The 23,415-nt window shown below is 71.4% G+C and carries 28 protein-coding genes and 1 pseudogene; 17 read left to right on the top strand and 12 right to left on the bottom strand.

Going from position 1 to position 23,415, the window contains the following annotated elements; translation table 11 throughout:
• Window positions 1-79: 79 nt before the first annotated feature.
• The 4 genes from IE290_RS16785 (at window position 80) to IE290_RS16770 (ending at window position 2,452) form a co-directional block, all read left to right on the top strand.
• On the top strand, window positions 80-511 hold the full coding sequence (locus IE290_RS16785) for a helix-turn-helix domain-containing protein (RefSeq protein ID WP_191245497.1): 432 nt from the start codon (window positions 80-82) through the stop codon (window positions 509-511).
• A gap of 5 nt (window positions 512-516) precedes the next feature.
• Window positions 517-1,137 carry a hypothetical protein gene (locus tag IE290_RS16780; protein ID WP_191245496.1) on the top strand — a complete coding sequence of 207 codons (621 nt, stop codon included), beginning with the start codon at window positions 517-519 and terminating at the stop codon, window positions 1,135-1,137.
• Window positions 1,138-1,576: 439 nt separating this feature from the next.
• Window positions 1,577-1,873, top strand: coding sequence for a DUF2516 family protein (locus IE290_RS16775; RefSeq protein ID WP_191245495.1), 297 nt, complete (start codon window positions 1,577-1,579; stop codon window positions 1,871-1,873).
• 27 nt (window positions 1,874-1,900) lie between these two features.
• Entirely contained in the window at window positions 1,901-2,452 is a 552-nt protein-coding gene (locus tag IE290_RS16770) for a YbaK/EbsC family protein (protein WP_191245494.1), read from the top strand.
• On the opposite strand, the gene IE290_RS16765 is transcribed toward IE290_RS16770, so the two are convergent.
• Window positions 2,436-3,185 (bottom strand): ABC transporter permease, encoded by a 750-nt coding sequence (locus IE290_RS16765; RefSeq protein ID WP_191245493.1) that lies wholly within the window; start codon window positions 3,183-3,185, stop codon window positions 2,436-2,438. The genes IE290_RS16770 and IE290_RS16765 overlap by 17 nt on opposite strands.
• Window positions 3,158-3,844 carry an ABC transporter permease gene (locus IE290_RS16760; RefSeq protein WP_191245492.1) on the bottom strand — a complete coding sequence of 229 codons (687 nt, stop codon included), beginning with the start codon at window positions 3,842-3,844 and terminating at the stop codon, window positions 3,158-3,160. Before IE290_RS16760 ends, IE290_RS16765 begins: the two co-directional genes overlap by 28 nt.
• A 118-nt stretch (window positions 3,845-3,962) precedes the next feature.
• On the opposite strand from IE290_RS16760, the gene IE290_RS16755 reads away from it, so the two are divergent.
• From IE290_RS16755 to IE290_RS16740, 4 genes are all read left to right on the top strand, one after another.
• Window positions 3,963-4,880: an ABC transporter substrate-binding protein gene (locus IE290_RS16755; RefSeq protein ID WP_191245491.1), complete on the top strand. Its 918-nt coding sequence runs from the start codon at window positions 3,963-3,965 to the stop codon at window positions 4,878-4,880.
• 46 nt (window positions 4,881-4,926) lie between these two features.
• The gene (locus tag IE290_RS16750; RefSeq protein WP_191245490.1) at window positions 4,927-5,361 is read left to right on the top strand and encodes an SRPBCC family protein; all 435 of its coding nucleotides are present in this window, start codon (window positions 4,927-4,929) and stop codon (window positions 5,359-5,361) included.
• 329 nt (window positions 5,362-5,690) lie between these two features.
• Window positions 5,691-6,695 carry an NADP-dependent oxidoreductase gene (locus IE290_RS16745; protein WP_191245489.1) on the top strand — a complete coding sequence of 335 codons (1,005 nt, stop codon included), beginning with the start codon at window positions 5,691-5,693 and terminating at the stop codon, window positions 6,693-6,695.
• A 76-nt stretch (window positions 6,696-6,771) separates the two neighbouring features.
• Window positions 6,772-7,500 carry a hypothetical protein gene (locus IE290_RS16740; RefSeq protein ID WP_191245488.1) on the top strand — a complete coding sequence of 243 codons (729 nt, stop codon included), beginning with the start codon at window positions 6,772-6,774 and terminating at the stop codon, window positions 7,498-7,500.
• Here IE290_RS16740 and purU read toward each other — a convergent pair.
• From purU to IE290_RS16705, 7 genes and pseudogenes are all read right to left on the bottom strand, one after another.
• Window positions 7,497-8,339 carry a formyltetrahydrofolate deformylase gene (gene purU, locus IE290_RS16735; protein WP_191245773.1) on the bottom strand — a complete coding sequence of 281 codons (843 nt, stop codon included), beginning with the start codon at window positions 8,337-8,339 and terminating at the stop codon, window positions 7,497-7,499. The genes IE290_RS16740 and purU overlap by 4 nt on opposite strands.
• A 44-nt stretch (window positions 8,340-8,383) precedes the next feature.
• A complete protein-coding gene (locus IE290_RS16730; RefSeq protein ID WP_191245487.1) occupies window positions 8,384-9,100 on the bottom strand; it encodes a maleylpyruvate isomerase family mycothiol-dependent enzyme in 717 nt (238 codons plus the stop codon).
• A gap of 196 nt (window positions 9,101-9,296) precedes the next feature.
• Window positions 9,297-9,608, bottom strand: a pseudogene (locus IE290_RS37880) (DedA family protein); the annotation flags it as partial.
• Between the two features lie 103 nt (window positions 9,609-9,711).
• On the bottom strand, window positions 9,712-10,395 hold the full coding sequence (locus IE290_RS16720) for a lysophospholipid acyltransferase family protein (RefSeq protein WP_191245486.1): 684 nt from the start codon (window positions 10,393-10,395) through the stop codon (window positions 9,712-9,714).
• A 77-nt stretch (window positions 10,396-10,472) separates the two neighbouring features.
• Window positions 10,473-11,195, bottom strand: coding sequence for a GNAT family N-acetyltransferase (locus tag IE290_RS16715; protein WP_191245485.1), 723 nt, complete (start codon window positions 11,193-11,195; stop codon window positions 10,473-10,475).
• Window positions 11,196-11,307: 112 nt separating this feature from the next.
• A complete protein-coding gene (locus IE290_RS16710) occupies window positions 11,308-12,105 on the bottom strand; it encodes a class I SAM-dependent methyltransferase (protein WP_191245484.1) in 798 nt (265 codons plus the stop codon).
• Window positions 12,084-12,584, bottom strand: a complete 501-nt coding sequence (locus IE290_RS16705; protein ID WP_191245483.1) for a DUF2505 domain-containing protein — start codon at window positions 12,582-12,584, stop codon at window positions 12,084-12,086. The genes IE290_RS16710 and IE290_RS16705 overlap by 22 nt, the downstream gene beginning before the upstream one ends.
• A 26-nt stretch (window positions 12,585-12,610) precedes the next feature.
• Between IE290_RS16705 and IE290_RS16700 the strand changes: the two genes are divergently transcribed.
• Window positions 12,611-13,633, top strand: a complete 1,023-nt coding sequence (locus tag IE290_RS16700; RefSeq protein WP_191245482.1) for a UDP-N-acetylmuramate dehydrogenase — start codon at window positions 12,611-12,613, stop codon at window positions 13,631-13,633.
• Between the two features lie 9 nt (window positions 13,634-13,642).
• Here the strand turns inward: IE290_RS16700 and IE290_RS16695 are convergent, their stop codons facing one another.
• Window positions 13,643-14,377: an SDR family oxidoreductase gene (locus IE290_RS16695; protein WP_191245481.1), complete on the bottom strand. Its 735-nt coding sequence runs from the start codon at window positions 14,375-14,377 to the stop codon at window positions 13,643-13,645.
• Between the two features lie 95 nt (window positions 14,378-14,472).
• Here IE290_RS16695 and IE290_RS16690 point away from each other — a divergent pair, with 95 nt between their 5' ends.
• The 4 genes from IE290_RS16690 (at window position 14,473) to IE290_RS16675 (ending at window position 18,875) form a co-directional block, all read left to right on the top strand.
• Window positions 14,473-15,642: a L,D-transpeptidase gene (locus tag IE290_RS16690; RefSeq protein WP_191245480.1), complete on the top strand. Its 1,170-nt coding sequence runs from the start codon at window positions 14,473-14,475 to the stop codon at window positions 15,640-15,642.
• Between the two features lie 99 nt (window positions 15,643-15,741).
• On the top strand, window positions 15,742-17,049 hold the full coding sequence (gene mshA / locus IE290_RS16685) for a D-inositol-3-phosphate glycosyltransferase (RefSeq protein ID WP_373300460.1): 1,308 nt from the start codon (window positions 15,742-15,744) through the stop codon (window positions 17,047-17,049).
• Complete coding sequence (locus IE290_RS16680; protein WP_191245479.1) at window positions 17,046-17,561, top strand: type III secretion system chaperone family protein; 516 nt, start codon at window positions 17,046-17,048, stop codon at window positions 17,559-17,561. The genes mshA and IE290_RS16680 overlap by 4 nt, the downstream gene beginning before the upstream one ends.
• A 573-nt stretch (window positions 17,562-18,134) precedes the next feature.
• Window positions 18,135-18,875, top strand: coding sequence for a phosphoglyceromutase (locus IE290_RS16675; RefSeq protein WP_191245478.1), 741 nt, complete (start codon window positions 18,135-18,137; stop codon window positions 18,873-18,875).
• Between the two features lie 52 nt (window positions 18,876-18,927).
• On the opposite strand, the gene IE290_RS16670 is transcribed toward IE290_RS16675, so the two are convergent.
• Window positions 18,928-19,107 (bottom strand): hypothetical protein, encoded by a 180-nt coding sequence (locus IE290_RS16670; protein ID WP_167120588.1) that lies wholly within the window; start codon window positions 19,105-19,107, stop codon window positions 18,928-18,930.
• A 67-nt stretch (window positions 19,108-19,174) separates the two neighbouring features.
• Between IE290_RS16670 and IE290_RS16665 the strand changes: the two genes are divergently transcribed.
• Window positions 19,175-19,774, top strand: coding sequence for a TetR/AcrR family transcriptional regulator (locus IE290_RS16665; RefSeq protein WP_191245477.1), 600 nt, complete (start codon window positions 19,175-19,177; stop codon window positions 19,772-19,774).
• Here the strand turns inward: IE290_RS16665 and IE290_RS16660 are convergent.
• Complete coding sequence (locus IE290_RS16660) at window positions 19,760-20,386, bottom strand: helix-turn-helix transcriptional regulator (RefSeq protein ID WP_191245476.1); 627 nt, start codon at window positions 20,384-20,386, stop codon at window positions 19,760-19,762. The two genes, IE290_RS16665 and IE290_RS16660, sit on opposite strands and share 15 nt — an antisense overlap.
• Window positions 20,387-20,453: 67 nt before the next feature.
• Between IE290_RS16660 and IE290_RS16655 the strand changes: the two genes are divergently transcribed.
• The 3 genes from IE290_RS16655 to IE290_RS16645 all read left to right on the top strand — a co-directional run bounded on the left by IE290_RS16655 (window position 20,454) and on the right by IE290_RS16645 (window position 23,361).
• Window positions 20,454-21,344 carry an oxidoreductase gene (locus IE290_RS16655; protein WP_191245475.1) on the top strand — a complete coding sequence of 297 codons (891 nt, stop codon included), beginning with the start codon at window positions 20,454-20,456 and terminating at the stop codon, window positions 21,342-21,344.
• Window positions 21,345-21,451: 107 nt separating this feature from the next.
• Window positions 21,452-22,672 (top strand): sensor histidine kinase, encoded by a 1,221-nt coding sequence (locus IE290_RS16650; RefSeq protein ID WP_308431359.1) that lies wholly within the window; start codon window positions 21,452-21,454, stop codon window positions 22,670-22,672.
• Window positions 22,672-23,361 (top strand): response regulator, encoded by a 690-nt coding sequence (locus tag IE290_RS16645; protein WP_027936104.1) that lies wholly within the window; start codon window positions 22,672-22,674, stop codon window positions 23,359-23,361. Before IE290_RS16650 ends, IE290_RS16645 begins: the two co-directional genes overlap by 1 nt.
• The last annotated feature ends 54 nt before the right edge of the window (window positions 23,362-23,415 follow it).

Here is a 23,415-nt window from a genome sequence, read left to right as displayed (position 1 = left end):
CCGATGGTTGCAAGCAGGGTGCTTGCAATAGCTAGCACCCAGGCGTACCGTTGAAATCGTCGCGAGGAGATGGACTGACATGTCGGAGGACAACGGCTACGAGAACTCGGCGGGCGGACCGGTGGACAAGGTCGCCGACATCGCCTCCGGGATCGGTGAGTACATCCGCCAGCAACGCAACAACGCGAAGATCTCCTTGCGGCAGCTGGCAAAGCTCGCCGGAGTGTCCAATCCGTACCTGAGCCAGATCGAGCGCGGGGTGCGCAAGCCCAGCGCGGAGATCCTGCAGCAGATCGCCAAGGGACTGCGGATCTCCGCGGAAGCGCTCTACGTGCAGGCCGGAATCCTCGACCTGCCCACCGGTGGCCCGGTGCCCGACGCGATCCGCGCGGACACCGAGCTGACCGAGCGGCAGAAGCAGGTCCTGCTCGACGTGTACGAGTCGTTCCGCCGGGAGAACGCGGCGGCGGGCGGCGATCGAGGACAAACCACCGTCATCGCCAAGGAGTGAGCACAATGCCCAGCACCAAGACCGCCATCGAACAGCTCCGCACCCCGCTGCTGGCCGCCCTGGGCGCCGGCAACCTGGCCGGCCAGGCCGTCGTCGACGCCGTGGGCAAGGCCCGCGAGCGGGTCGTCGAGGGCAGCGAGGTGGCGCGCAAGAACATCGAGGAGCTGCCGACCGAGGTGACCACCCTCCGCGAGAAGCTCGACCCGAACGAGCTGCGCAAGGTCATCGACGAGTACACCGAGGCCGCGCTGAAGCTGTACAACAAGCTGGCCGAGACCGGCGAGCAGGCGTGGGACAAGTTCCTCGCCGAGCCGCGCGTGAAGACCGTGCTCGAGCAGGTCGAGGAGGCGCTGTCGACCGCGCAGGAGCGTGTCGGCGAGGTGAGCACCGAGGCGCGCGAGAAGGTCGAGGACGTGCTCGGCCTGGTCGCGAAGCGGACCCGCGCCGGCGGCGAGAAGGTCGCCGAGGCCGCGGACGAGGTCGCGGACAAGATCGAGGACGAGGTCAAGGAGGAGCAGGCCAAGCCGGCCCCCAAGACCGCCACGACGAAGGCCCCGGCCACCCGCCGGACCACGACGCCGGCCAAGCGCCCGGCGAACGCGACCACGCCGAAGACGACCAAGTAGAACCCGCGCCCGGCCGCGGTGCCGGGCTGGGTGAGCAAGGCGCTTCGCGTGCCCGGCCGCGCCAGTGGTTACTGAGTGGCGTGGCTGGGTCGCGGGGCCGAGTGAGCAAGCCGCCCCGAACCCGGGCCTGCCAGTGGTTGCTGGATGGCCGCCCCGGGCGCGCGGAGCGAGCAGCGTGCCCGGCCGCTGTGTCGGGTTGGGTGAGCGAGGCGCCTCGCGTGCCCGGCCGCGCCTGGATTGCTGAGTGGACAGTCAGCCGGTGGGCCCCGCCCGTCCCGGAACCGCCGAGTGAGCGGCCCGGTCCCCAGGGACCGGGCCGCTCTTCGCGTTCGGCTGCTCCCTCGAGGGGCGGCGGGCGCCGGTGACGGGGTCGGGTACTCGTGGCATTCTGGACATGAGGGATTCCGACGGCGGGGGCGAAGGGACGTAGGCTGGGAACGTGCCGCTAATCGCGTACTGGATCATGCAGGTCATCAGCTGGGCAGGCACGCTGGTGGGCCTCGGCGCGTTCGTGCACGCCCTTCTCCAGCGCTCGGACGCCTACCAGGCCGCGGACCGCAAGACGAAGCCGATCTGGCTCGCCATCACGGGCGCCGCCACGGCCGCCATGGGGCTCTTCGACTTCGGCAGCGCGGGCACGATCTTCTGGCTGGCCGGCATCGTGGCCGTTCTGGTCTACCTGGTCGACGTGCGGCCGCGGCTGATCGAGGTCCAGCGCGGCGGCAAGAACTGGTGACCGGGTCCGACTGCTTATCCTGACGGCGTGAGGACCTGGACCATCGCCGGGACGCTGACCGTCCACCCGGCCACCGAACGCACCGACCTGCTGGCCGAGCCCGTCGCGAAAGCGCTGGCCTCCCTCGACCCCGACAGCTTGGGCGCCGTCGAGATCGACCCCGAACTCGCCGACACCGCCGCGTTCTGCGAGGCCTACGGCTCGCCGCTCGGCGCCTCCGCCAACTGCGTCGTCGTCGCCGGGAAGCGGGCCGGCGAGGTGCGGTTCGCCGCCGCGCTGGTGCTCGCCACCACCCGCGCCGACGTCAACGGCGTCATCAAGCGCCGGCTCGACGTGCGCAAGGCCTCCTTCGCCCCGATGGACGAGGCCGTCGCGCTCACCGGCATGGCCTACGGCGGCATCACGCCGGTCGGGCTGCCCGCGGACTGGCCCATCCTCATCGACAAGGCCGTCGCCGACTCGCCGGAACTCGTCATCGGCAGCGGCATCCGCGGCGGGAAGCTGCTGGTCACCGGCGACCTGCTCGCGTCCCTGCCCGGCGCCGAGGTGATCGACGGCCTGGCTAAACCGGTCGCGTAGACATCGTCGCCCTGCGCGACAACGTCAGGCCCCGCGGCACCGCGAACCGCTCCAGCAGGGCGAACACGCCCTCGCACACCAGGGCCAGCACGATGACCGCCAGCCCGCCGGCCAGGATCTCGCCGTAGCCGCCCGCGCCCTGCGCGAACCCGTCCACGATGAACCGGCCCAGCCCGCCGCCGTCGTTGACGATCGCGCCGATCGCGACCGTCGCCACCAGCTGCAGGAACGCCACCCGCGCCCCGGCCAGCACCACCGGCAACGCCAGCGGCAGCTCGATCCGCAGCATGATCTGGCCCTCGGTGTGCCCGATGCCGCGGGCGGCGTCGACCGCCTCCGGCTCGAGCGACACCACGCCCGCGTAGGTGTTGGTGAACAGCGGCGGCAGGGCGAGCGCCACCAGCGCGAGCAGCAGCGGCCAGAACGACGTGTCGACCTCCCACCGGCTCGCCAGGTACCAGAACAGGATGATCAACCCGAAGCTCGGGATGGCCCGGCCGATGTTCACCGCGCTGCTCGCCAGGAACGCGCCACGGCGGTAGTGCGCCAGCACCAGCGCGGGCGGCACCGCCAGTGTGGCCGCGATGACCAGCGACAACGCCGAGAAACCGAGGTGCTCCAGCGTCCGGTACGGGACACCGGCCGGATCGGTCCAGCTCCACCGGTTCGGCTGGCCGAGCCAGTCCAGGGCCTGCTCGAACGCGTTCACGCCCGCCCCGCCTTCCGCGCCCACGGGGCCAGCGCCCGCTCGCTCAGCCACAGCAGCGCGTCCACCAGCACCGCCAGCACGATCGACAACCCGATCCCGACGATGATCGCCGTCGGGTTCGGCGTGGTGGTCTGGATGCCCTGACGGATGAAGAAGCCCAGCCCGCCCATGCCGAGCATCGCGGTGACCGTGACCAGCCCGATCGTCGTCACCGCCGCGACGCGCAGCCCGGCGATGACCACCGGCAGCGCCAGCGGGAACTCAACCCGCAGCAGCAGCCGCAGCCGAGTGAACCCCATGCCGATCGCGGCCTCCCGCACCTCCGCGGGCACCTGCTGGATGCCGGTGACGATGTTGCGCAGCAGGATCAGCAGCGTGTACGTGGCCAGCGGGATCACGGCCGTGGTGAACGACAGCCCGAAGAACGGCACGAGCAGCGCGAACGCGCCCAGGCTCGGGATCACGTACAGCGCACCGGCCGTACCGAGCGCGACCGCGTAGAACCAGCGCCACCGCAGCGACAGCACGGCCAGCGCGACCGACACGGCCAGGCCGATCGCGAGCGCGGCCGCGGTGAGCGCCAGGTGTTCGCCGAGGCGCTGCACGATCTCGTCCGCGTTGCGCTCGACCCAGCGCCACTCGAACAGCGGCCGGTCCGATGCGGCCAGCACGTACTCGCTCACCGGGCGAGCATAGAGGCGGTGCCCGACACTTTCCGGGCGGCGATCTCACGATGTGAATTTTGTCGGTGGGTGCGGATAGGGTCGCTGGCGACGAACAGCACTGGGAGGGTGAACAGGTATGCGGTGGACACGGAGCCTGCGGGCGGCGGGGGTGCTCGCGGTGGCGGTCCTCGGGCTGACGGCGTGCGGTGGCGGGGACGACGGCGGTTCGGCGGCGCCGGGCAAGGGTGGCGCGCCGATCGTGGTGGCGTCGTTCAACTTCACCGACAGCCAGATCCTGGCGGAGGTGTACTCGCAGGCGCTGGAGGCGAAGGGCTACCCGGTCCAGCGGAAGTTCAACATCGGCTCGCGGGAGCTGGTGTACCCGTCGCTGAAGTCCGGTGAGCTGCAGTTCATCCCCGAGTACCAGGGCGCGGCCATCAGCTCCGGGTTCAACGAGCAGGCGCCGAACGACGCCGCGTCCGAGCACGCGAAGCTGGCCGAGCTGTTCGCGCCGTCCGGGGTCGCGCTGCTGGACTACGCGCCGGCGGAGAACAAGAACACGTACGTGGTGAAGTCGGACTTCGCGCAGCAGCACGGCCTGAAGACGATCAGCGACCTGAAGAAGCTGGACAAGGTCGTCCTGGGCGGGCCGCCGGAGTGCGGCACGCGGGCCAACTGCTTCGTCGGCTTCCGTGACGTCTACAAGCTGAACGTCACGTTCTCCAGCATCCAGGAGTCCGGCCCGCGGGTCGAGCAGCTGCGCTCCGGCGCGGTCACGGTGATCCCGCTCGACTCGGTGAACCCGCTGGTGGGCAACCCGGACTTCACCGCGCTCGAGGACGACCAGAAGATCGTGGCCACCGAGAACATCGTGCCCGCGGTGAACAAGAAGGTGCTCGACGAGCGCGGCGGCGACTTCGCGGCGGCGGTCAACGCGGTGAGCGCCAAGCTGACCACCGACCAGCTGCGTGAGCTGAACAAGCAGGTCGACGAGGACGGCGACCAGGTGGCGGACGTGGCGAAGGACTGGCTGTCCCAGCAGGGCCTGATCTGATCGCTAGAGTTCGCGGGGACAGGGTTCGAGCAGATCAGGAGGGGTTATGGCGAAGGTCACCGCCAGCGCGGAACGGACGATCGACGCACCGGCCGAGAAGGTGCGGGCGCTGGTCGCGGACTACGCCGAGACCCGGCCGAAGATCCTGACCGAGCACTACCGCGACTACGAGGTGGTCGAGGGCGGGACCGGCGCCGGCACGAAGGCGAAGTGGAAGCTTCAGGCCACGTCCAAGCGGGTGCGGGACGTCGCGGCGAGCGTGTCCGAGCCGGCGGCGGGCACCCTCGTCGAGACGGACGCCAACTCCAGCATGGTCACGACCTGGACGGTGCGGCCCGCGGGTGAGCGCAGCGTCGTCCGGATCGAGACCAGCTGGGAGGGCGCCGGCGGCATCGGCGGCTTCTTCGAGAAGACCTTCGCGCCGGGCGGGCTGCGCCGGATCTACGACGGGGTGCTGGGCAAGCTCGCCGAGCTGGTCTAGCCGCGCTGCCCGGAGGGTTCCGCCGGGTGCGGGGCCGGGCGCTGGTGGCGGTCCGCCGGCTCGGTGGTGGCTGGCGGGTCGGGGCCGGGAGGGCCTGCCTCAGGTGGTCGCCGGCGGGCGGGCTGGCTCTCGCAGTGGGGCCTGCTGTGGCTGGCGGCCGGGCCTGGGGCTCGTGCGGGGCACCCCGCCTCGGAGGCGGCCGCGAGTGAATCCGTCGGCGAGACGAGGATGCCTGCCGGGCCGGCTGTAGCCTCAGCCACAAAGCGGAATCCCCGCCCCGGTTAAGTCGTTGGTGCCGGTGAAAGCACCCTCGAATACTGGAGCGCAACATGACCACCACCGCGACCGAGATCCGGCTCGCTTCCCGGCCGCATGGCGCGCCGACCCTGGAGAACTTCGACATCGTCGACGTCGAGGTTCCCCGGCCGGGCGTGGGCGAAGCGCTGGTCCGCAACCTGGAGATCAGCGTCGACCCGTACATGCGTGGCCGGATGAGCTCGGCCAAGTCCTACGCGCCGCCCTACGAGGTCGGCAAGGTGATGCTGGGCGGCGCCGTCGGCGAGGTCGTCGAGTCCAACACCGACGCCCTGCGGCCCGGGGACCTGGTGCTGCACGGCTTCGGCTGGCGGTCGCACGCCGTCGTCACCCCTGAGCAGGCCCACAAGATCAATGCGGGGGCGGCGCCGCGCGAGGCTTACCTCGGCGTGCTCGGCATGACCGGCCTCACCGCCTACGCCGGGCTCACCGAGATCGCCCGGTTCCAGCCGGGCGACACCGTCTTCGTCTCGGGGGCGGCCGGCGCGGTCGGTTCCGTCGTCGGGCAGCTGGCGAAGCTGAAGGGCGCCAAGCGGGTCATCGGCAGCGCCGGCTCCGCCGAGAAGGTCCGGCACCTCATCGACGACCTCGGCTTCGACGCCGCGTTCAACTACAAGGACGCGCCCGTCGCGGAGCAGCTCGCGCAGGCCGCGCCCGAGGGCATCGACGTCTACTTCGACAACGTCGGCGGCGAGCACCTCGAAGCGGCCATCGCCTCGGCGAACGTGCACGCCCGCATCGCCGTCTGCGGCATGATCTCGATCTACAACCTCACCGAGCCGCCCGCCGCGCCGCGCAACCTCAGCCAGATCATCGGCAAGCGGCTCGACATCCGCGGGTTCCTCGTGGGCGACCACTACGACCTGCAGGCGAAGTTCCTGGAAGAGGTCGCGCCGCTGGTGCGCGACGGCCGGCTCAAGTACGAGGAGACGATCGTCGAGGGGCTGCGCAACGCGCCGCAGGCCTTCCTGGACCTCCTCGCGGGCGCGAACACCGGCAAGATGCTCGTCCGCGTCTGATACGCCCGGCGACGTACGGCGAAGAGACGTCGCCAGGCCGACGCCCGGAGCGGCGCCGGAGCCGACCATCGTCGGTATGACCCCGACCCAGCGGCAGACCCGGACCGTCGAACGTGTCGCCTACGTGGTGGCCGCCGTCCTGGCCGCCAGCGGCCTCCTGCACCTGGTGGTCCTCGTGGCGAGCGGCACCACGTGGGAGGGGCCGCTGTCCTACCGCAAGGCCATGACGTTCGGCCTGTCCTTCGGTCTCACGCTGGCCAGCGTGGCCTGGGCGACGAGCTTCCTCCGCGTCCGCCACCGCACCCTGCTGCTCGGGGCGTTCACCGCGGTCAGCGTCGTCGAGGTCGCACTGGTGACCCTGCAGGTCTGGCGCCGGGTGCCGTCGCACTTCAACTTCGAGACCGGCTTCGACACCGCCGTCTCGTACAGCCTCGCCGCGGGCGGTGGCGTGATCATCGTGACCGTGCTCGCCTTCGCCGTGGCGGCCTGGCGGACCACGGACCTCAGCCCGAGCATGACGCTGGCCCTGCGGTTCGGCCTCGTCGTGCTCTTCGCGGCGATGGTCGTGGGCGCCGTCATGGTCGCCGACGGCGTCACCCTCGCTCGGGGCGGGCAGGCCCAGCTCGCCTACACGACCGCGGGGTCGCTCAAGCTCGTGCACGCGGTGACGATGCACGCGGTCCTCGTCGTCCCGGGGCTGGCCTGGCTGCTCCGCCACACGCCGGAACGCCGCCGCACGAAGGCGATCCAGGCGGCCGTCGGCGTCTACGCGGTGCTGATCGCGGGAGCGGTCCTCGCGAGTTAGAACACCACCGTGCGGTTGCCGTGCACCAGCACCCGGCTCTCCAGGTGCCACCGCAGCCCGCGGGCCAGCGTGATCTTCTCGATGTCGCGGCCCTTGCGCACCAGGTCGGGGACCGTGTCGCCGTGGTCGACGCGGATCACGTCCTGCTCGATGATCGGCCCGGCGTCCAGGTCGGCGGTCACGTAGTGGCACGTCGCGCCGATCAGCTTCACGCCCCGGCGGTGCGCCTGGTGGTAGGGCCGCGCGCCGACGAACGACGGCAGGAAGCTGTGGTGGATGTTGATCGCCCGTCCCGACCACGCCTCGCACAGCTCCGGCGGCAGGATCTGCATGAACCGCGCCAGCACGACGGCGTGCGGATCGTGCTCGTCGACCAGCTTGCGGACCTCGGCGAACGCCTCCGCTTTGTCACCGGCGGGAAACGGCACGTGGTGGAACGGGATCCCGTGCGCCCGGGTGATGTCGGCGAGGTTGTCGTGGTTGCCGATCACCGCGCGCACGTCGACGTCCAGTTCACCGGCCGCGACCCGGCCCAGCAGGTCGTACAGGCAGTGCCCTTCCTTCGACACCAGGATCACCACCCGGCGCCGTTCCTCGGTGTCCTCGACGCGCCAGTTCGACTCGGCCGACAGCGACGACGCCACCTCGGCGAAGCGGGACCGCAGCTCGTCCACACCGAACGGCAGCGAGTCCGCCCGCACCTCCTGGCGGGTGAAGAACCAGCCGGTGTCCGGGTCGGTGTGGTAGGCCGCCTCGACGATCCACCCGCCGTTGTCGGCGAGGAAGGACGACACGCGCGCGACGATGCCGGTGCGGTCGGGACAGCCGAAGGTGATCACAAAACGTCGTTCGGGCACCGGTCCATCTTCCCCGGCGCTCCCGCTCACGGTGCGCCCAGGGGCTCCAGGAGACGCACGTCACCGGTCACCGAGGCGTGGCTGGGCCGCCCCCACACCCGCCGGTACACCGCGTCGGCGGTGCCCGCGACCGTGACGTCGGCGTCGAACGCGGCCGTCACCGGATCGATCGTGCCGGGCTGACCGGGGTGCAGCACGACCCGCCACATGCGACCGGCGTCGGCGGCGTGCACCAGCACCGAACCGGACACGGCGAACTGGTCCCACTTCGCGCGTGTCGGCAGGATCCAGGCGATCAGCTCGTCGATGCCGTCCGCCGCGAACTCCGGGCCGAAGACCAGCGACGGGACCGCGGACGGGTCGTCGCTACGAGCCAGCGCGTGCTCGGCGTCCAGCCGGTGGATCGCCGCCTCGTGCGCCTGCCTGCGGGCCCACGACCCCGTGGTCCGCGGGTAGCGCGCCCACGGCAGCCACGCGGGCGCCGTCGGATCGGCCAGCTCGGCGAGCAGCCCGTGCAGTTGCTCGTCCCACCAGGACAGCAGCTCAGTCCAGTCTTCGGGCGGCTGCCCGGCTCGCACGTTCTCCCCGGTGGGGTCGGCGATCGCGGACCGGACCCACGACTGGACCTTCGCCAGGTGGCCGACGAGGCGCTGGACAGTCCACTTCGGACAGGTCAGCACCGGCGTCTCCGGCCCGGCCTTCACCGCGGCCGCCCGCAGAGCCTGGGACTGCGACTCGATCATCGTCAGGTACTCGGCGTGCTGCATGCCGTGAGCCTAGCCGCCGCACCACCTCGATGACCCCCACCATCAGCAGGCCGATGCCGAACGACAACAGCAGTCCCTTGGTCGGCTGACCGTTGAAGCTCGCGCCGCCGATGGCGCCGATGAGCACGCTGTAGACGGCCCAGATCCCGGTCCCCAGCGCGTCGAGTGCGATGAACCGCGCCCACGGCACGCCCATGCTGCCCGTCGCCAGGCCGCTGGCCACCCGGCCGCCCGGGAGGTACCGGCCGGCCACGATCAGCAGCCCGGCGTGCCGGTCCACCTGTCCGCGGGCCCATTCGTACCGGTCCTGCTTGCCGCCGCGGAGCCACCGCGTCAGCGCGGGCGCGGCGCCCCGGCCGACCGCGTGCGACAGGCAGTCCCCGGCGAGCGCGCCGGAGGCCGCGAGCAGCGCGAGCAACGCCAGCCTCGGCACGTCCGGACCGAGCAGCACGGCGACCGTGATCACCGTCGTCTCGCTCGGCATGAACGGCAGCAGTGCGTCCAGCCCGGCCACCGCGAACACGATCAGCCACAGCCAGGGCGAGGAGAGGGTGCCCTGGAGCAGCTCACCGAAGTGGTCGAGGAACTCAAGCATGGGCCGGGATCCGGGTGTGCCGCACGGCGTCCTGGGCCCGCGCGGCCAGCTCGCGCCGGTCGCCGACGGGGTCGAGCGGCGGGTGCGCGGTCAGCCCGATCCGCAGGTCACGGGCCCGCGCGACCCGGCTCAGCGAGGGCAGCAGCGCGTCGTCGCCGACGAAGGCCGCGACCGTGCTCGGCTGCCCGCCCTGGGAGTAGGCGAAGGTGACCGGGCGCACCGGCGCCCCGGCGTCGAGCGCGGCCTGGAACGCCGCGCGCCGGAACGTCCCGCCCGGCCCGCCGCACCACGTGGTGCCCTCGGGGAACACGACGACCGACTCGCCGTGGCGGAGCGCGTCGGCCAGCCCGTCGACCACCGCCGGCAGTTCCCGCAGCTCGCGGCGGGCGATGAACCGGGTGCCGCAGGCCTGCGCGAGCGACCCGATGACCGGCCACGAGCGCACCTCGCGCTTGGCCAGGAACCCCACCGGGTCGACGGCCAGGATCGCGACGATGTCCAGCCACGACACGTGGTTCGCCACGATCAGGGTGCCGGTGCCGCCCGGCACCCGCAGCAGATCGGTGTTCGCCTCCAGCGTGATGCCGAGCGCGTCGAGTACCCCGCGGGCGTGCGGTCGCAGGTTCCCCCGCCGCACCCCGGCGAGGACCGAGCCCAGCGCCAGCCACCGTCGCACGGTCAGCAGTGTGCTGACCTCAGGCAGCCGGTGGGTGACGCAGCGAGGGGTACAAGGTGAAGTCACGTCCCACGGGTTCATGAACTTTCCCCGAGGAAGAACCTGCGGTAGCGCTCGCCGATCTGGTCGATCGCCAGCACGGTGAAGAAGTCGGCGACCGCGAAGTCCGGGTCGTGCGCGGGCGGCCCGCACACCCACGCGCCCAGGCGCAGGTAGCCGCGCAGAAGCGGGGGCACCTGGGCGTAGCTGGGCGGGCGCTCGGTGCGGGGCAGCGGGATCCACGGGCGGTGCGGCTCGACCCGCAGCTCACCCGGCGGGCGGTGCTTGGCCTGCGCGAGCGCCCAGGTCGCGGCCGCCGAGGTGCCGCCGTCCGCGAGCGACACCGACGCGCACCCGGCGAGGTAGCGGTAGCCGTGGCCGACGACGTAACGCGCCATCGCCGACCACATCAGGTTGATCACCCCGCCGGAGCGGTGGTCCGGGCGCACGCACGAGCGGCCGGTCTCGACCAGGTGCGGCCGCAGCGGGGCCAGACCGTCCAGGTCGAACTCCGACTGCGAGTACAGCCGCTGCGACCGTCCCGGGGGCAGCAGCCGGTACGTGCCGACGACCTCGCCCTCGTGGAGGACGGCGAGGTGCTCGCACACGTCGTCGAACTCGTCGGTGTCCAGGCCGCTGGGGTGCGGTGCGGCGCCGAACTCGGTGGTGAACACGCGGTGCCGCAGTCTCTGGCACGCCTGGACGATCTCGGAGTCCGTCGTGATGACGGCCTCGTACTGTCTGCTGAGGGTCGCGGTCATGAAGCGATCGTGTCGCCGCGCGCACCGCCTGAGCCAGGGACTTACGGCAAGATCAGGGACAACCCGGGGAATGCCCGTACGTGCCACCCCCGCTACTCCGGTGGGGTTGTCCCTACCTGCTTTCGGGTGTCACCGTCGACCACGGCACGGTCAGCTCGCCGAGCCGGATCCGCCGCGGCCGGGTGAGCACCGGCCAGCCGCGCGCCGCGAGCAGCCGCACCGCCTCCAGCCACCGCGCGCGGGCGCCGAACGCCTGGTGCGGCGCCGCGGTCGCCCAGCAGATGTCCAGTGTGGACAGCAGGTCGTGGATCCGCTCGCCCGGCACGTTGCGGTGGATCAGCGCCTTCGGCAGCCGTTCGGCCAAAGTGGACGGTTGATCGAGCGAATCCACGTGGCAGGACAGGGTGAGTGTACGCGGACCGTCGGCGTCCAGCGTGACCCAGGTGGACAGCCGGCCGATCTCGTCGCAGGTGCCCTCGACGAGCAGCCCGCCCGGGGCGAGCCCGTCCAGGATCAGCTTCCACGCGCCGGCGACCTCGTCCTCGGGGTACTGCCGCAGCACGTTGAACGCCCGCACCAGGTTCGGCCGGGTGCCGGCCAGTTCGAACCCGCCCTGCCGGAAGTCCAGCTCCGGTGGTCGCGCGGCCGGCTTCGCCACCGCGACCCGTTCCGGGTCGATCTCCAGCCCGAGCACGCGGACCCGCGGGTGCACCCGCCGCAGCCGGGCCGCCAGCTCGACCGTGGTCACCGGGGACGCGCCGTACCCGAGGTCCACGACGAGCGGGTCCGGCGCGCGGCGCAGCGCGGCCGACACCTCGAGGGTGCCGGCCAGCCAGCGGTCGACGCGGCGCAGGCGGTTGGGGTTCGTGGTTCCTCGGGTCGGCGCGCCTACCGGGCGCGACGCAGCCATTCGGCGCTGAACTGCGCTTCACGCGCGAGCAGCTTGGTCAGCTCACCGGCGACGAAGCTCTCCAGCTTGCCGCCGACCAGCGGGATCTTGACCTTGACCTCACCGCGGGTCTCCGCCACGGTGCCGTCGCCCCGGGGACGCAGCTCGGTGCGTGCGGTGATCTCGCCGGGCATCCCGCTCACCGTCGCCCGCGCGGTGCCCGTGTAGCCGTCCCCGCTGCGGGTGAAGGTGTGCTCGCGGTCGACGTAGAGGTCGCCGGGCTGCAGCTTGCGGACGATCTGCGGGAGCTTCTCCGCCTCGATGCCCTGGCGCAGCGTGAACCGCGCTCCGTTGTCGTCCGCGGAATGGTTGAGCAGGGCGCTGTTCTTGCCGCCGATCTCGGCGAGGCGGGCGGTCAGCGCCTCCTCGCTCGTCTCGGCCCGGAACACCTCGGAGACGCCGTGGGAGTACTCCGCGCGGTGCTCGATACGGGATGCCATGGGGCCAGACAGTACCGTTTGTCCTCGTGAGCCGTCTCGAAACACCGACCCAGACGACCCTGGCCGAACACACCACGCTGCGCCTGGGCGGGCCAGCCCGCGCGTTCCTGGTGACCGAGACCACCGAGGACCTGCTGAACGCGGTGCGCTCGGTCGAGGGCCCGGTGCTGCTGCTCGGCGGCGGGTCGAACCTCGTCGTCGGCGACGACGGCTTCCCCGGCACCGTGGTCAAGATCGCGACCAGCGGCTGGCGCGTCGACGGGGACGAGGTCGAGGTCGCGGCCGGGCAGAACTGGGACGAGTTCGTCGCGGCGACCGTCGAGGCCGGGTTCGGCGGGCTGGAGTGCCTGTCCGGCATCCCCGGTTCGGTCGGGGCCACGCCGATCCAGAACGTCGGCGCCTACGGCTGCGAGGTGGCCGATCTGCTCACCTCGATCCAGTGCTACGACCGCCGCACCGGCGAGGTGCGCACGATGACCGCGGCCGAGCTGGGCTTCGGCTACCGCACGAGCGTGCTCAAGGGCGAGAGCTGGGGAATCGTCCTCAGTGTCCGGTTCGCCCTGCGGGCCGACGGGCTGTCCGCCCCGATCCGCTACGCCGAACTGGCCCGCACGCTGGGCGTCGAGCAGGGTGCGCGGGTGCCGGCGGCGCAGGCGCGCGAGGCGGTGCTGAAACTGCGCCGGGGCAAGGGCATGGTGCTCGACGCGTCCGATCACGACACGTGGAGCGCCGGCTCGTTCTTCACCAACCCGATCGTCGCCGAGATCCCGCCGGCGCTGGCGGGCGTGGAGATGCCGCGCTACCCGGCCGACGGGGGCGTGAAGCTGTCCGCGGCCTGGCTGATCGAGCGGGCCGGGTTCGGCAAGGGCCACCCGGGGCCGGGCGGGCGGGTGTCCTTGTCCACCAAGCACACGCTGGCCCTGACCAACCGGGGCGGCGCGAGCACGGCGGACCTCCTGGCGCTGGCGCGCGAGGTCCGGGACGGCGTGCACGCCCGCTTCGGCGTCACGCTGCGTCCCGAACCCCTGCTGATCAACTGCGCGCTGTAGTCGACTCGGTCAGTCGCGGTGGATGCGGCTGCCGTTCAGCTGCGCGCGCGGCTTCATGACGATGGTGTCGAGGTTCACGTGCGCGGGCCGGGTAACCGCGAAGGCGATCACATCGGCCACGTCCTCCGCGGTCAGCGGCGTGAGGCCCTGGTAGACCTTCGCGGCGCGCTCGGTGTCGCCGTCGAAGCGGTTGGCGGAGAAGTCGGTCTCGACCATGCCCGGCACGATCTCGGTGATCCGCACCGGGTCGCCCAGGTGCTCCGAGCGCAGCGTGCGGTGCAGCGCCGACTGGGCGTGCTTCGCCGACGTGTAGCCGGAACCGCCGTCGTAGACCTCGTGCCCGGCGATCGAGGTGACCGTCACCACGTGGCCGTCACCGGAGTCGATCAGCTTCGGCAGCAGCGCCTTCGTCATGCGCAGCGTGCCCAGGACGTTGACCTCCCACATCCAGCGCCAGTGGTCCTCGTCGGCGTCCTCGACGCGCTCCAGGCCGCGTGCGCCGCCCGCGTTGTTGACGAGAACGTGGCACTCTGGAACCCGCTGGACGAACGCGGCAACCGAACCGGGGTCGGTGACGTCCAGTACGTGTGCGGTTCCGGACAACTCGGCGGCCAGCTTCTCCAGGCGGTCGAGGCGCCGAGCCCCGAGCACGACGTGGAATCCGGCCTCGGCGAGGGCGCGGGCGGTCGCCTCGCCGATACCCGCGCTGGCGCCGGTGATCACTGCGGTTCGCTTGGTCGTCATGCCGCACATACTCCCAGCGGGGGACAGGCCGGTAACGCGGCAGGGCCGGGCGTCGCTTTGACGTCCGGGAGAAGTGCTTAGTGCGGAGGTAACAGGTGATCGAGAGGCGCACGGTGTTCAAGGCCGCGCTCGCCGCCGGCGCGGCGACGATGGCCGCGGCGTGCACCAGCGGCGGCGAGGACGGCGGCGCGCAGACCGGGGGCGGTGCGACGACGGAGGCGCCACCGGCCGCGGTCATCACCGCCGAGCCCGCCCCGGACGCGAAGAACGTGCCCGTGCTGCAGCCCGTCACCGTGAAGGTCGCGCAGGGCACGCTCACCGAGGTCAAGCTGACCAACCCCGAGGGCAAGGCCGTCGAGGGGCAGCTGTCCGCCGACAAGACCACCTGGACCAGCAGCGAGTCCCTCGGCTACGACAAGACCTACACCTACACCGCCTCGGCCACCGGCACCGACGGCAAGCCGGTCACGCTGACCGGCAGCTTCTCGACGCTCAAGCCGGCCTCGACGGTGCGCGTCACCCTGAACCCCGCCGACGACGTCACCGTGGGCGTCGCGATGCCGGTGAGCGTGAAGTTCACCAGCGCCGTGAAGAACAAGGCCGCGGTGGAGCAGGCGCTGAAGATCGAGACGTCCACCGAGGTCGAGGGCTCCTGGGGCTGGCTGTCCGACCAGCAGGTGGACTGGCGGCCGAAGGAGTACTGGCCGGCCAACACCACCGTCAAGGTCGAGGCGAAGCTCTACGGGATGGACCTCGGCGGCGGGGCCTACCCGCGGGCCGACGTCACCACCGAGTTCAAGATCGGCCGCAACCAGGTCGTGAAGATCCACACCCCGGACCACAAGATGAACGTGTACCGGGGCGGGTCCCTGCACAAGAGCTACCCCTGTAGCAACGGCAAGGACTCGGACGTGAACCTCAACACACCGAACGGCACCTACATCATCATGACGAAGGAGCCGAGCGCGATCTTCGACAACGCGCGCTACGGCTACACCAACGTCAACAAGAAGTGGGCGTGCCGGTTCTCCAACCACGGTGAGTTCATCCACGAAAACCAGGACAACGCGGCCAACATCGGGCGGGCCAACACCTCCCACGGCTGCGTCAACCTGCTGGAAGCCGACGCGAAGGACTACTTCGACTCGGCCCTGATCGGCGACCCCGTGGAGATCAGCGGGTCGAAGCTGGGGCCGGTCGTCACCTCGGACGTCATGGACTGGCTGGTGAGCTGGAGCGCCTGGCAGGCTAAGTCCGCCCTGTGACGGTTTTCGACCGCTGGGAAGATGTCGGGGGCCCGTGCGCGTTGTCGTGCACGGGCTCCGCCCTGATGCGGAAAGAGACTGACACGGGAGTTGAACCAGGTGACGATCTCGCTGCGCGGATCCCGACGGACGCGAACGAGCTGGCCGCGCAGGGTCGCGGTGCTGTCGGTGCACACGTCACCCCTGGAGCAGCCCGGCACCGGTGACGCCGGTGGGATGAACGTCTACATCACGCACACCGCGGTCGAGATGGCGCGGCGCGGGATCGCCGTCGAGGTGTTCACACGCGCGACCTCGTCCGAGCAGCCGCCGGTGGCCGAGCTGGCGCCCGGGGTGCTGGTGCGGCACATCCCGGCCGGCCCCTTCGAACCCCTCTCCCGCGACGAGCTGCCCGCGCAGCTGTGCGCGTTCACCTCGGGCGTGCTGCGCACCGAGGCATTCCACGAGCCCGGCTACTACGACCTGATCCACTCGCACTACTGGCTGTCCGGCCAGGTCGGGTGGCTCGCGCGGGACCGGTGGGGCGTGCCGCTGGTCCACACCGCGCACACGCTGGCGAAGGTCAAGAACGCCGCGCTCGCCGAGGGCGACAAGCCCGAGCCGCGCACCCGGGTGATCGGCGAGGAGCAGGTCGTCGCCGAGTCCGACCGGCTGGTGGCGAACACCCCGGTCGAGGCGCGTCAGCTGGTGGACCTCTACGGCGCGGACCCGGAGCGGGTGCACACGGTGGCGCCGGGGGTGGACCTGAACCGGTTCGTGCCCGGTTCGCAGTCCGGCGCCCGGCGGCGGCTCGGCTTGCCGCGGGACGCCGTGGTGCTGGCCTTCGCGGGGCGGATCCAGCCGTTGAAGGCGCCGGACGTGCTGCTGCACGCGGCGGCGCACCTGCTGCGGCGGCAGCCGGAGTTGCGGGAGCGGCTGGTCGTGCTGGTCGTGGGCGGTCCGTCCGGGACCGGGCTGGAGCAGCCGCAGGCCCTGCGTGAGCTGGCGGTGTCGCTGGGTATCCAGGACGTGGTGCGGTTCCTGCCGCCGCAGCCGGGTGAACGGCTGGCGGAGGTGTACCGCGCCGCGGACGTGGTGGCGGTGCCGAGCTACAACGAGTCGTTCGGCCTGGTCGCGCTGGAGGCGCAGGCGTGCGGGACGCCCGTGGTGGCGGCCGAGGTGGGCGGGCTGCCGGTGGCGGTCGCGCACGGCGTGTCCGGGCTGCTGGTGCCTTCGCACGGGGCGCGGGACTGGGCCGGCGCGCTGGCCAGCGTGGCGTTGCGGCCGGACCGGCGGGCGGAGCTGGCGGAGAACGCGCTGGTGCACGCGCGGCGGTTTTCCTGGGCGCGCACCACGGACGCCCTGCTGGAGACGTACGCGGCGGCTTCGCGCACGCTGGCCGCGCTGCACGAGGAGGTCGCGGTATGACGCTCGACAAGGTCGTCCAGGCATCACTGGACCAGGCAGACCTGAAGTACGACCGCAAGGCCGAGGGCAAGTACTTCGTCACGCTGCCCGGCACCAAGAAACTCCAGACCAACGCCTGGCTCATCGAACGCGACCACGCCTTCGCCGTGGAGGCCTTCGTCTGCCGCCGCCCCGACGAAAACCACGAGCAGGTCTACCGCTTCCTGCTGCGCCGCAACGCGAAGCTCTACGGCGTCCACTACACGGTCGACGCTCTGGGCGACATCTACCTGGTGGGCCGGTTCGGCAAGGACGCGGTGACCGAGCAGGAGCTGGACAAGATCCTGGGCCAGGTCCTGGAAGCCGCGGACGGCGATTTCAACACGATCCTCGAACTGGGCTTCGCGACGAGCATCAAGCGGGAGTGGGACTGGCGCGTGAGCCGCGGCGAAAGCCTGGCGAACCTGCAAGCCTTCAAACACCTGGTAGAGCCCGACAACCCCCACGAACCAGGCAGCCTGACCGGCGACTGACAGCCAGCCACCACCGCGGGTGCTGGTTCACACCCATCGCGCCCAGCGCCCGCCAAGGCGAGGAGCTCGCACCGTGGGGGTTTGGGGGGTCGCCCCCCAAATGCAATGGGCGAACGCCCGCCGGCGGCGAGCGCAGCGAGCACGCGGAAGAGCGGGCGGAGCGGCTTGAGGGAGGGGGAGTCGCGAACTCAAGCCGCCCCGCGAACGCTCCCGCCGCTTCTGGACCCGGTGGCGAGGGGGAGTGCCAACGGGGCCGGCGGGGCCGCAGCCCGGCAGGGGGGAGACAGGCTGCGGTCGTACCCCGCGTCCGGCTGGGGAGTGCGTGGAATTCCAGCCGAGCGGGACGTAAGCCAACTTGTCAGATGTCCACCAGTAATCACAAGACTACTGGTTACTCCGTTCGAGTGATTCTCACTGTCTGTGTTAACGGTATGCAGCAAGTGTCACTTTCATGAGCGGTGTTCAACCGGTCAAGGAGTGGTCGTGCCAACCTCTACTGGGTGGTAACACACTGTCTGTAGAAAGCTGCGGGCGTCATCCGGTCGCTCGGCGTGTTCTGGCAGGCTAGCGGGTATGGCCGAACTTGGGACGCTGGTGCTGCTCCGCCACGGGCAGAGCACCTGGAACGCCGAGAACCTGTTCACCGGCTGGGTCGACGTGCCCCTGTCCGAGCTCGGGCAGCAGGAGGCCCGCAAGGGCGGCGAGCTGCTCGCCGAGAGCGGGCTGCTGCCCGACGTCGTCCACACGTCGCTGCTGCGCCGGGCGATCTCGACCGCCAACATCGCGCTCGACGTCGCCGACCGGCACTGGATCCCGGTGCGCCGCGACTGGCGCCTCAACGAGCGGCACTACGGCGCGCTCCAGGGCAAGAACAAGAAGCAGGTGCGGGACGAGTTCGGCGAGGAGCAGTTCATGCTCTGGCGCCGGTCCTACGACGTGCCGCCGCCGCCGATCGAGCGCGGCAGTGAGTTCAGCCAGGACACCGACGTCCGCTACGGTCCGGACGCGCCGCTGACCGAGTGCCTCAAGGACGTCGTCGCGCGGCTGCTGCCGTACTGGGACTCGGCGATCGTGCCGGACCTGCGCGCCGGCAAGACCGTGCTGGTCGCCGCGCACGGCAACTCGCTGCGCGCCCTGGTCAAGCACCTGGACGGCATCTCCGACGACGCCATCGCCGGCCTGAACATCCCGACCGGCATCCCGCTGCGCTACGACCTGGGCGCGGACCTCAAGCCGGTGAACCCGGGCGGCACCTACCTCGACCCGGAGGCCGCGGCCGAAGCCGCCGCCGCGGTCGCCAACCAGGGCCGCTGACTCCAGTCCGCCGAAACGCCGGCTCCCCCCTCGGGAGCCGGCGTTTTCGCGTTCAGCGCCGGATTCGCCGCTGGGCGAACTCGGCCGCCGTGCGCGCCACCCGGCGCGCTTGATCGCCCCGGCCGCGCCGGTGCAGCACGAGCACGACCGCGAGGACGACGAGCGCGATCGCCACGACGACCGCCGCGATCAGCGCGAACCGGACCAGCAGCACGGTGAGCACCGTTTCCATCTCTACCCCTCCTTTATATCCCACCTGTGACAAATAGAAGTTAGCACACGTGTGATACAACGGCCAGGTGCCGAAGATCGTGGATCCGGAGAGCAGGCGGGCGGAGGTGGCCGACGCGCTGTTCCGGCTGGCCGTGCGTGAGGGGCTGCCCGGCGTGTCGCTGCGGACGGTGGCGGCCGAAGCCGGCCTGAACGTCGGCTCGGTGCGGCACTACTTCGATGGCCAGGCCGAGCTGATGCGCTTCGCGATGCGGACGGTCATCGACCGGGTGTCCGCGCGGCTGACCGCGAAGGTCGACGCCCTCGGTGATGTCACGGGACTGTCCCCGTCCGAGCGCCGCGCGAAGCGGACCGAACTGCTGGCCGAACTGCTGCCGCTCGACGACCTCCGGCGGGCCGAAGTCACCGTGTTCCTCGAGTTCGTGGTGGCCTCACGCACGGACGAGCGGCTGGCGGACCTGGCGCGTGAGGCGGCGTCCGGCACGCGGGCGCTGGTCGCCCGCATCCTCGCCGCACTGGACCTCGACGACCCGGACACAGAGGTGCGGCGGCTCACCGCGCTGATCGACGGCCTGAGCCTGAACGGGATCCTGCACCCGGACCTGTGGTCGCCCGCGGAGACCCTGGCGGCGCTGCGGGCTCACCTCGAAGCGCTAGACCAGTCCTAGCTCGCGGGCTCGCGCGCCCGCTTGGAAGCGGGACGTCGCGCCGAGTGCGGCCATCAGCTCGGCCACCCGGCGCCGGTAGGTGCGCACGCTCAGCCCGAGCGTGCGTGCCGCCGCCTCGTCCTTGCTGCCGGACGCCAGCTCGTCGAGAATCCGCGGCGCCAGGGCCCGCACCTCGCGGAACTCGGTGTCGTAGATCGCCAGCTCGGTGCCCGCCCGCCAGGCCGCGTTGAACAGGCTCGTCACGCTGCCGATCACCTCGGGGCTGGTGACCACGGTGTAGCCGCGCTCCCCGCCGGACATCTCGCCCGCCAGGATCGCCACCTTCCGGTCCAGCACGATCGTCTCGTTGATCTCGTCCAGCGTGATCCGGATCCGCGCGCCCAGCCGCTCCCGCTCACGCAGGTGCGCCACCCCGCCCGGCTGGAGCAGCGACGCCGGCCGGTACAGCTTCCGCACGCTCTTGCCGGTCATGTCCTGCCCGGCGTGCGGCGCCCGGTGCGCGGCCGCCCAGGTGTGCAGGTCGTTCGCGGCGCAGAAGACCTCCCGGGCCGAGGAGAAGAGGTGGGCCGTCCGCGCGAACAACTCGGCCTCACCCCGCACCAGCACGTCCATGTCCACCAGTGTGGCAGCAAGTTGCCAACCTGCGGCGCCGTCACGATCACCGGACCAGGCTGGAGCCATGACCGAAACGATCAACGCCGGCGCGGCCGGCACCTGGCAGCTGGGCGATCTCACCGTGAACCGCATGGGCTACGGCGCCATGCGGCTCGCCATCTCCGGCGGCGGGAAGCTCGACCGCGACCAGGCCATCGCCGTCCTGCGCCGGGCCGTCGAGCTGGGCGTCAACCACATCGACACGGCCGCCTTCTACTTCTCCCCGCTGCGATCGGCCAACGAGCTGATCAGCACCGCCCTCAACCCCTACCCGGACGACCTGGTGATCACCACCAAGGTCGGTCCCGGCCGCGGCCTGGACGGCGAGTTCCTCCCCGAGGCGCGCCCCGAGCAGCTGCGCCTGCAGGTCGAGGAGAACATCCGCCAGCTCGGCCGCGACCACCTCGACGTCGTCAACCTGCGCATCGGCAGCGGCCTGGACCGCGGCAGCGGTTCGCTGGCCGACCGGTTCGGCGCGCTCGCCGAACTGCAGCAACAGGGCCTGATCCGGCACCTGGGCATCTCCAACGTCGGCCCGGAGCACCTGGCCGAGGCGCAGGCCATCGCGCCGGTGGTGTGCGTGCAGAACCAGTACGGGCTCACCGCCCGGCGCGAGGACGACGACTTCGTCCGCCTGTGCGCCGAACAGAAGATCGCGTTCGTCCCGTTCTTCGCCATCGCCAGCGGCACCGAGGACCCGGCCGTCCAGGCCGTCGCGGACGACCACGGCGTGAGCCCGGCCCAGGTGCGGCTCGCCTGGACCTTGCACCAGGGACCGAACGTGCTCGCCATCCCGGGCACCGGGAGCGTCGGGCACCTCGAGGAGAACATCGCGGCGGCGTCGCTGCGGCTGTCCGAAGAAGACCTGGCGCGCCTCGACCGGGTGAATGGTCACGGGACGGGACTGGGTGCGTGAACACCGGTTGACGCGCGGGGAAACAAGCACGGTGAAGGTGTCACAGCCATCACGAGAAGGCGGCCAGGACTAGGCCGAACAGCCACTTCCATGCTTACGATTCACCCGTGAGTGCGCCGGGTTCAGTTGCGCTGGCCGTCGGCTGTCTGCTGGTCGGCCTGATCGCCGGTCTCCTCGTTCCGCGGTTGCAGCGCAGGCGGGCCCAGCGGCGGCCGAGCGGTCCCACCGTCGCCGAACTGCTGCTCAGGCTGGTGCGCTCGTCGAACAACGGGATCCTGGTGCTGAACCGCTTCGGCGACCTGGTGCTGTTCAACCGCCGCGCCGAGGCCCTCGGACTGGTCCAGGCCAATCGCGCCGACCCCCGCGCGCGGGTCGCGGCCGAGCAGGTCGAGGAGACCGGGGATCCGATGGAGATCGACCTGTCCCCGCTGGAGGCCCGCGGCCGCCAGCCGGAGGCCGTGGTCGCCGAGATCCGCCCGCTCGGCGAGGGCTTCACCGTCGTCGAGGCGGTCGACCACTCCGAGGCCGCCCGGCTGGAGGCGGTCCGGCGCGACTTCGTGGCCAACGTCAGCCACGAGCTGAAGACCCCGGTCGGCGCGATCGCGCTGCTCGCCGAGGCGGTGCTGGACGCGGCGGACGACGTCGAGGAGGTGCGCCGCTTCGGCGGCAAGATCCTGCACGAGTCCACCCGGCTGGGCACGCTCGTCAGCGAGCTCATCGCGCTGTCCCGCCTGCAGGGCGCCGAGCGGCTGCCCGACCTGAACGTGGTCGAGGTGGACGCCGTCGTGCGGGAGGCGCTGGGCCGCACCCGCCTGTCTGCGGAGTCCCGCGAAATCGAGATCACCACCGACGAGCCGAGCGGCCTGCTCGTCGAGGGCGACCGGACGCTGCTGGTCACGGCGTTGTCGAACCTGCTCGACAACGCCGTGAACTACTCCCCGCAGGGCAGCCCGGTGTCGATCAGCCGCCGCCTGTCCGGCGGCATGGTCGAGATCGCGGTGACCGACCGCGGCATCGGCATCGCCGAGGAGGACCAGCAGCGGGTCTTCGAACGCTTCTACCGCGCGGACAAGGCGCGCTCGCGCGCCACCGGCGGCACCGGGCTCGGCCTGGCCATCGTCAAGCACGTCGCCGCCAACCACGGCGGCGAGGTCAAGCTGTGGAGCATGCCGGGCACGGGATCCACGTTCACCCTGCGGATCCCGATGCACCAGTCCGGGCGCAACGGGGACGGAACCCCCGCCGCCTCGGACGACCAGACCCCCGCGCAGCTGTCGCGGCTCGTCGTGACCGCCGCCAAAGACGGCCGGAACCAGGGAGGAAAGTAGTGACGAGAGTGCTCATCGTCGAGGACGAGGAGTCCTTCGCCGACCCGTTGGCCTTCCTGCTGCGCAAGGAGGGGTTCACGGCCGCGGTCGCCACCAACGGCCAGCAGGCCCTGGACGAGTTCGACCGCAACGGCGCCGACATCGTCCTGCTCGACCTCATGCTGCCCGGCATGAGCGGCACCGACGTGTGCAAGCAGCTGCGGCAGCGCTCGGCCGTGCCGGTGATCATGGTGACCGCGCGGGACAGCGAGATCGACAAGGTCGTCGGCCTGGAGCTGGGTGCCGACGACTACGTGACCAAGCCGTACTCGGCGCGCGAGCTGATCGCGCGCATCCGCGCGGTGCTGCGCCGCGGCGGCGAGACCGGCGGCGAGGGCGAGCTGGCGCCGCTGGTGCTCGCGGCCGGTCCGGTGCGGATGGACGTCGAGCGGCACGTGGTCACCGTCGACGGCGGCGAGGTGTCGCTGCCGCTCAAGGAGTTCGACCTGCTCGAGTACCTGCTGCGCAACGTCGGCCGGGTGCTCACCCGCGGTCAGCTGATCGACCGGGTGTGGGGCGCGGACTACGTCGGCGACACCAAGACGCTGGACGTCCACGTCAAGCGCCTGCGCTCGAAGATCGAGCCGGACCCGGGCTCGCCGCGCCACCTGGTCACCGTCCGCGGCCTGGGGTACAAGTTCGAGTCCTGACAAGCAGAGGTGGCCTATCCGGCACTTTGCGGCCGCACACGGGTGCGACCGGTA

Source organism: Amycolatopsis deserti, from assembly GCF_014653945.1.
Classification (GTDB): domain Bacteria; phylum Actinomycetota; class Actinomycetes; order Mycobacteriales; family Pseudonocardiaceae; genus Amycolatopsis_E; species Amycolatopsis_E deserti.
Note: the sequence above shows the minus strand (reverse complement) of the source record. Positions and strands in the feature narration are given on the sequence as shown.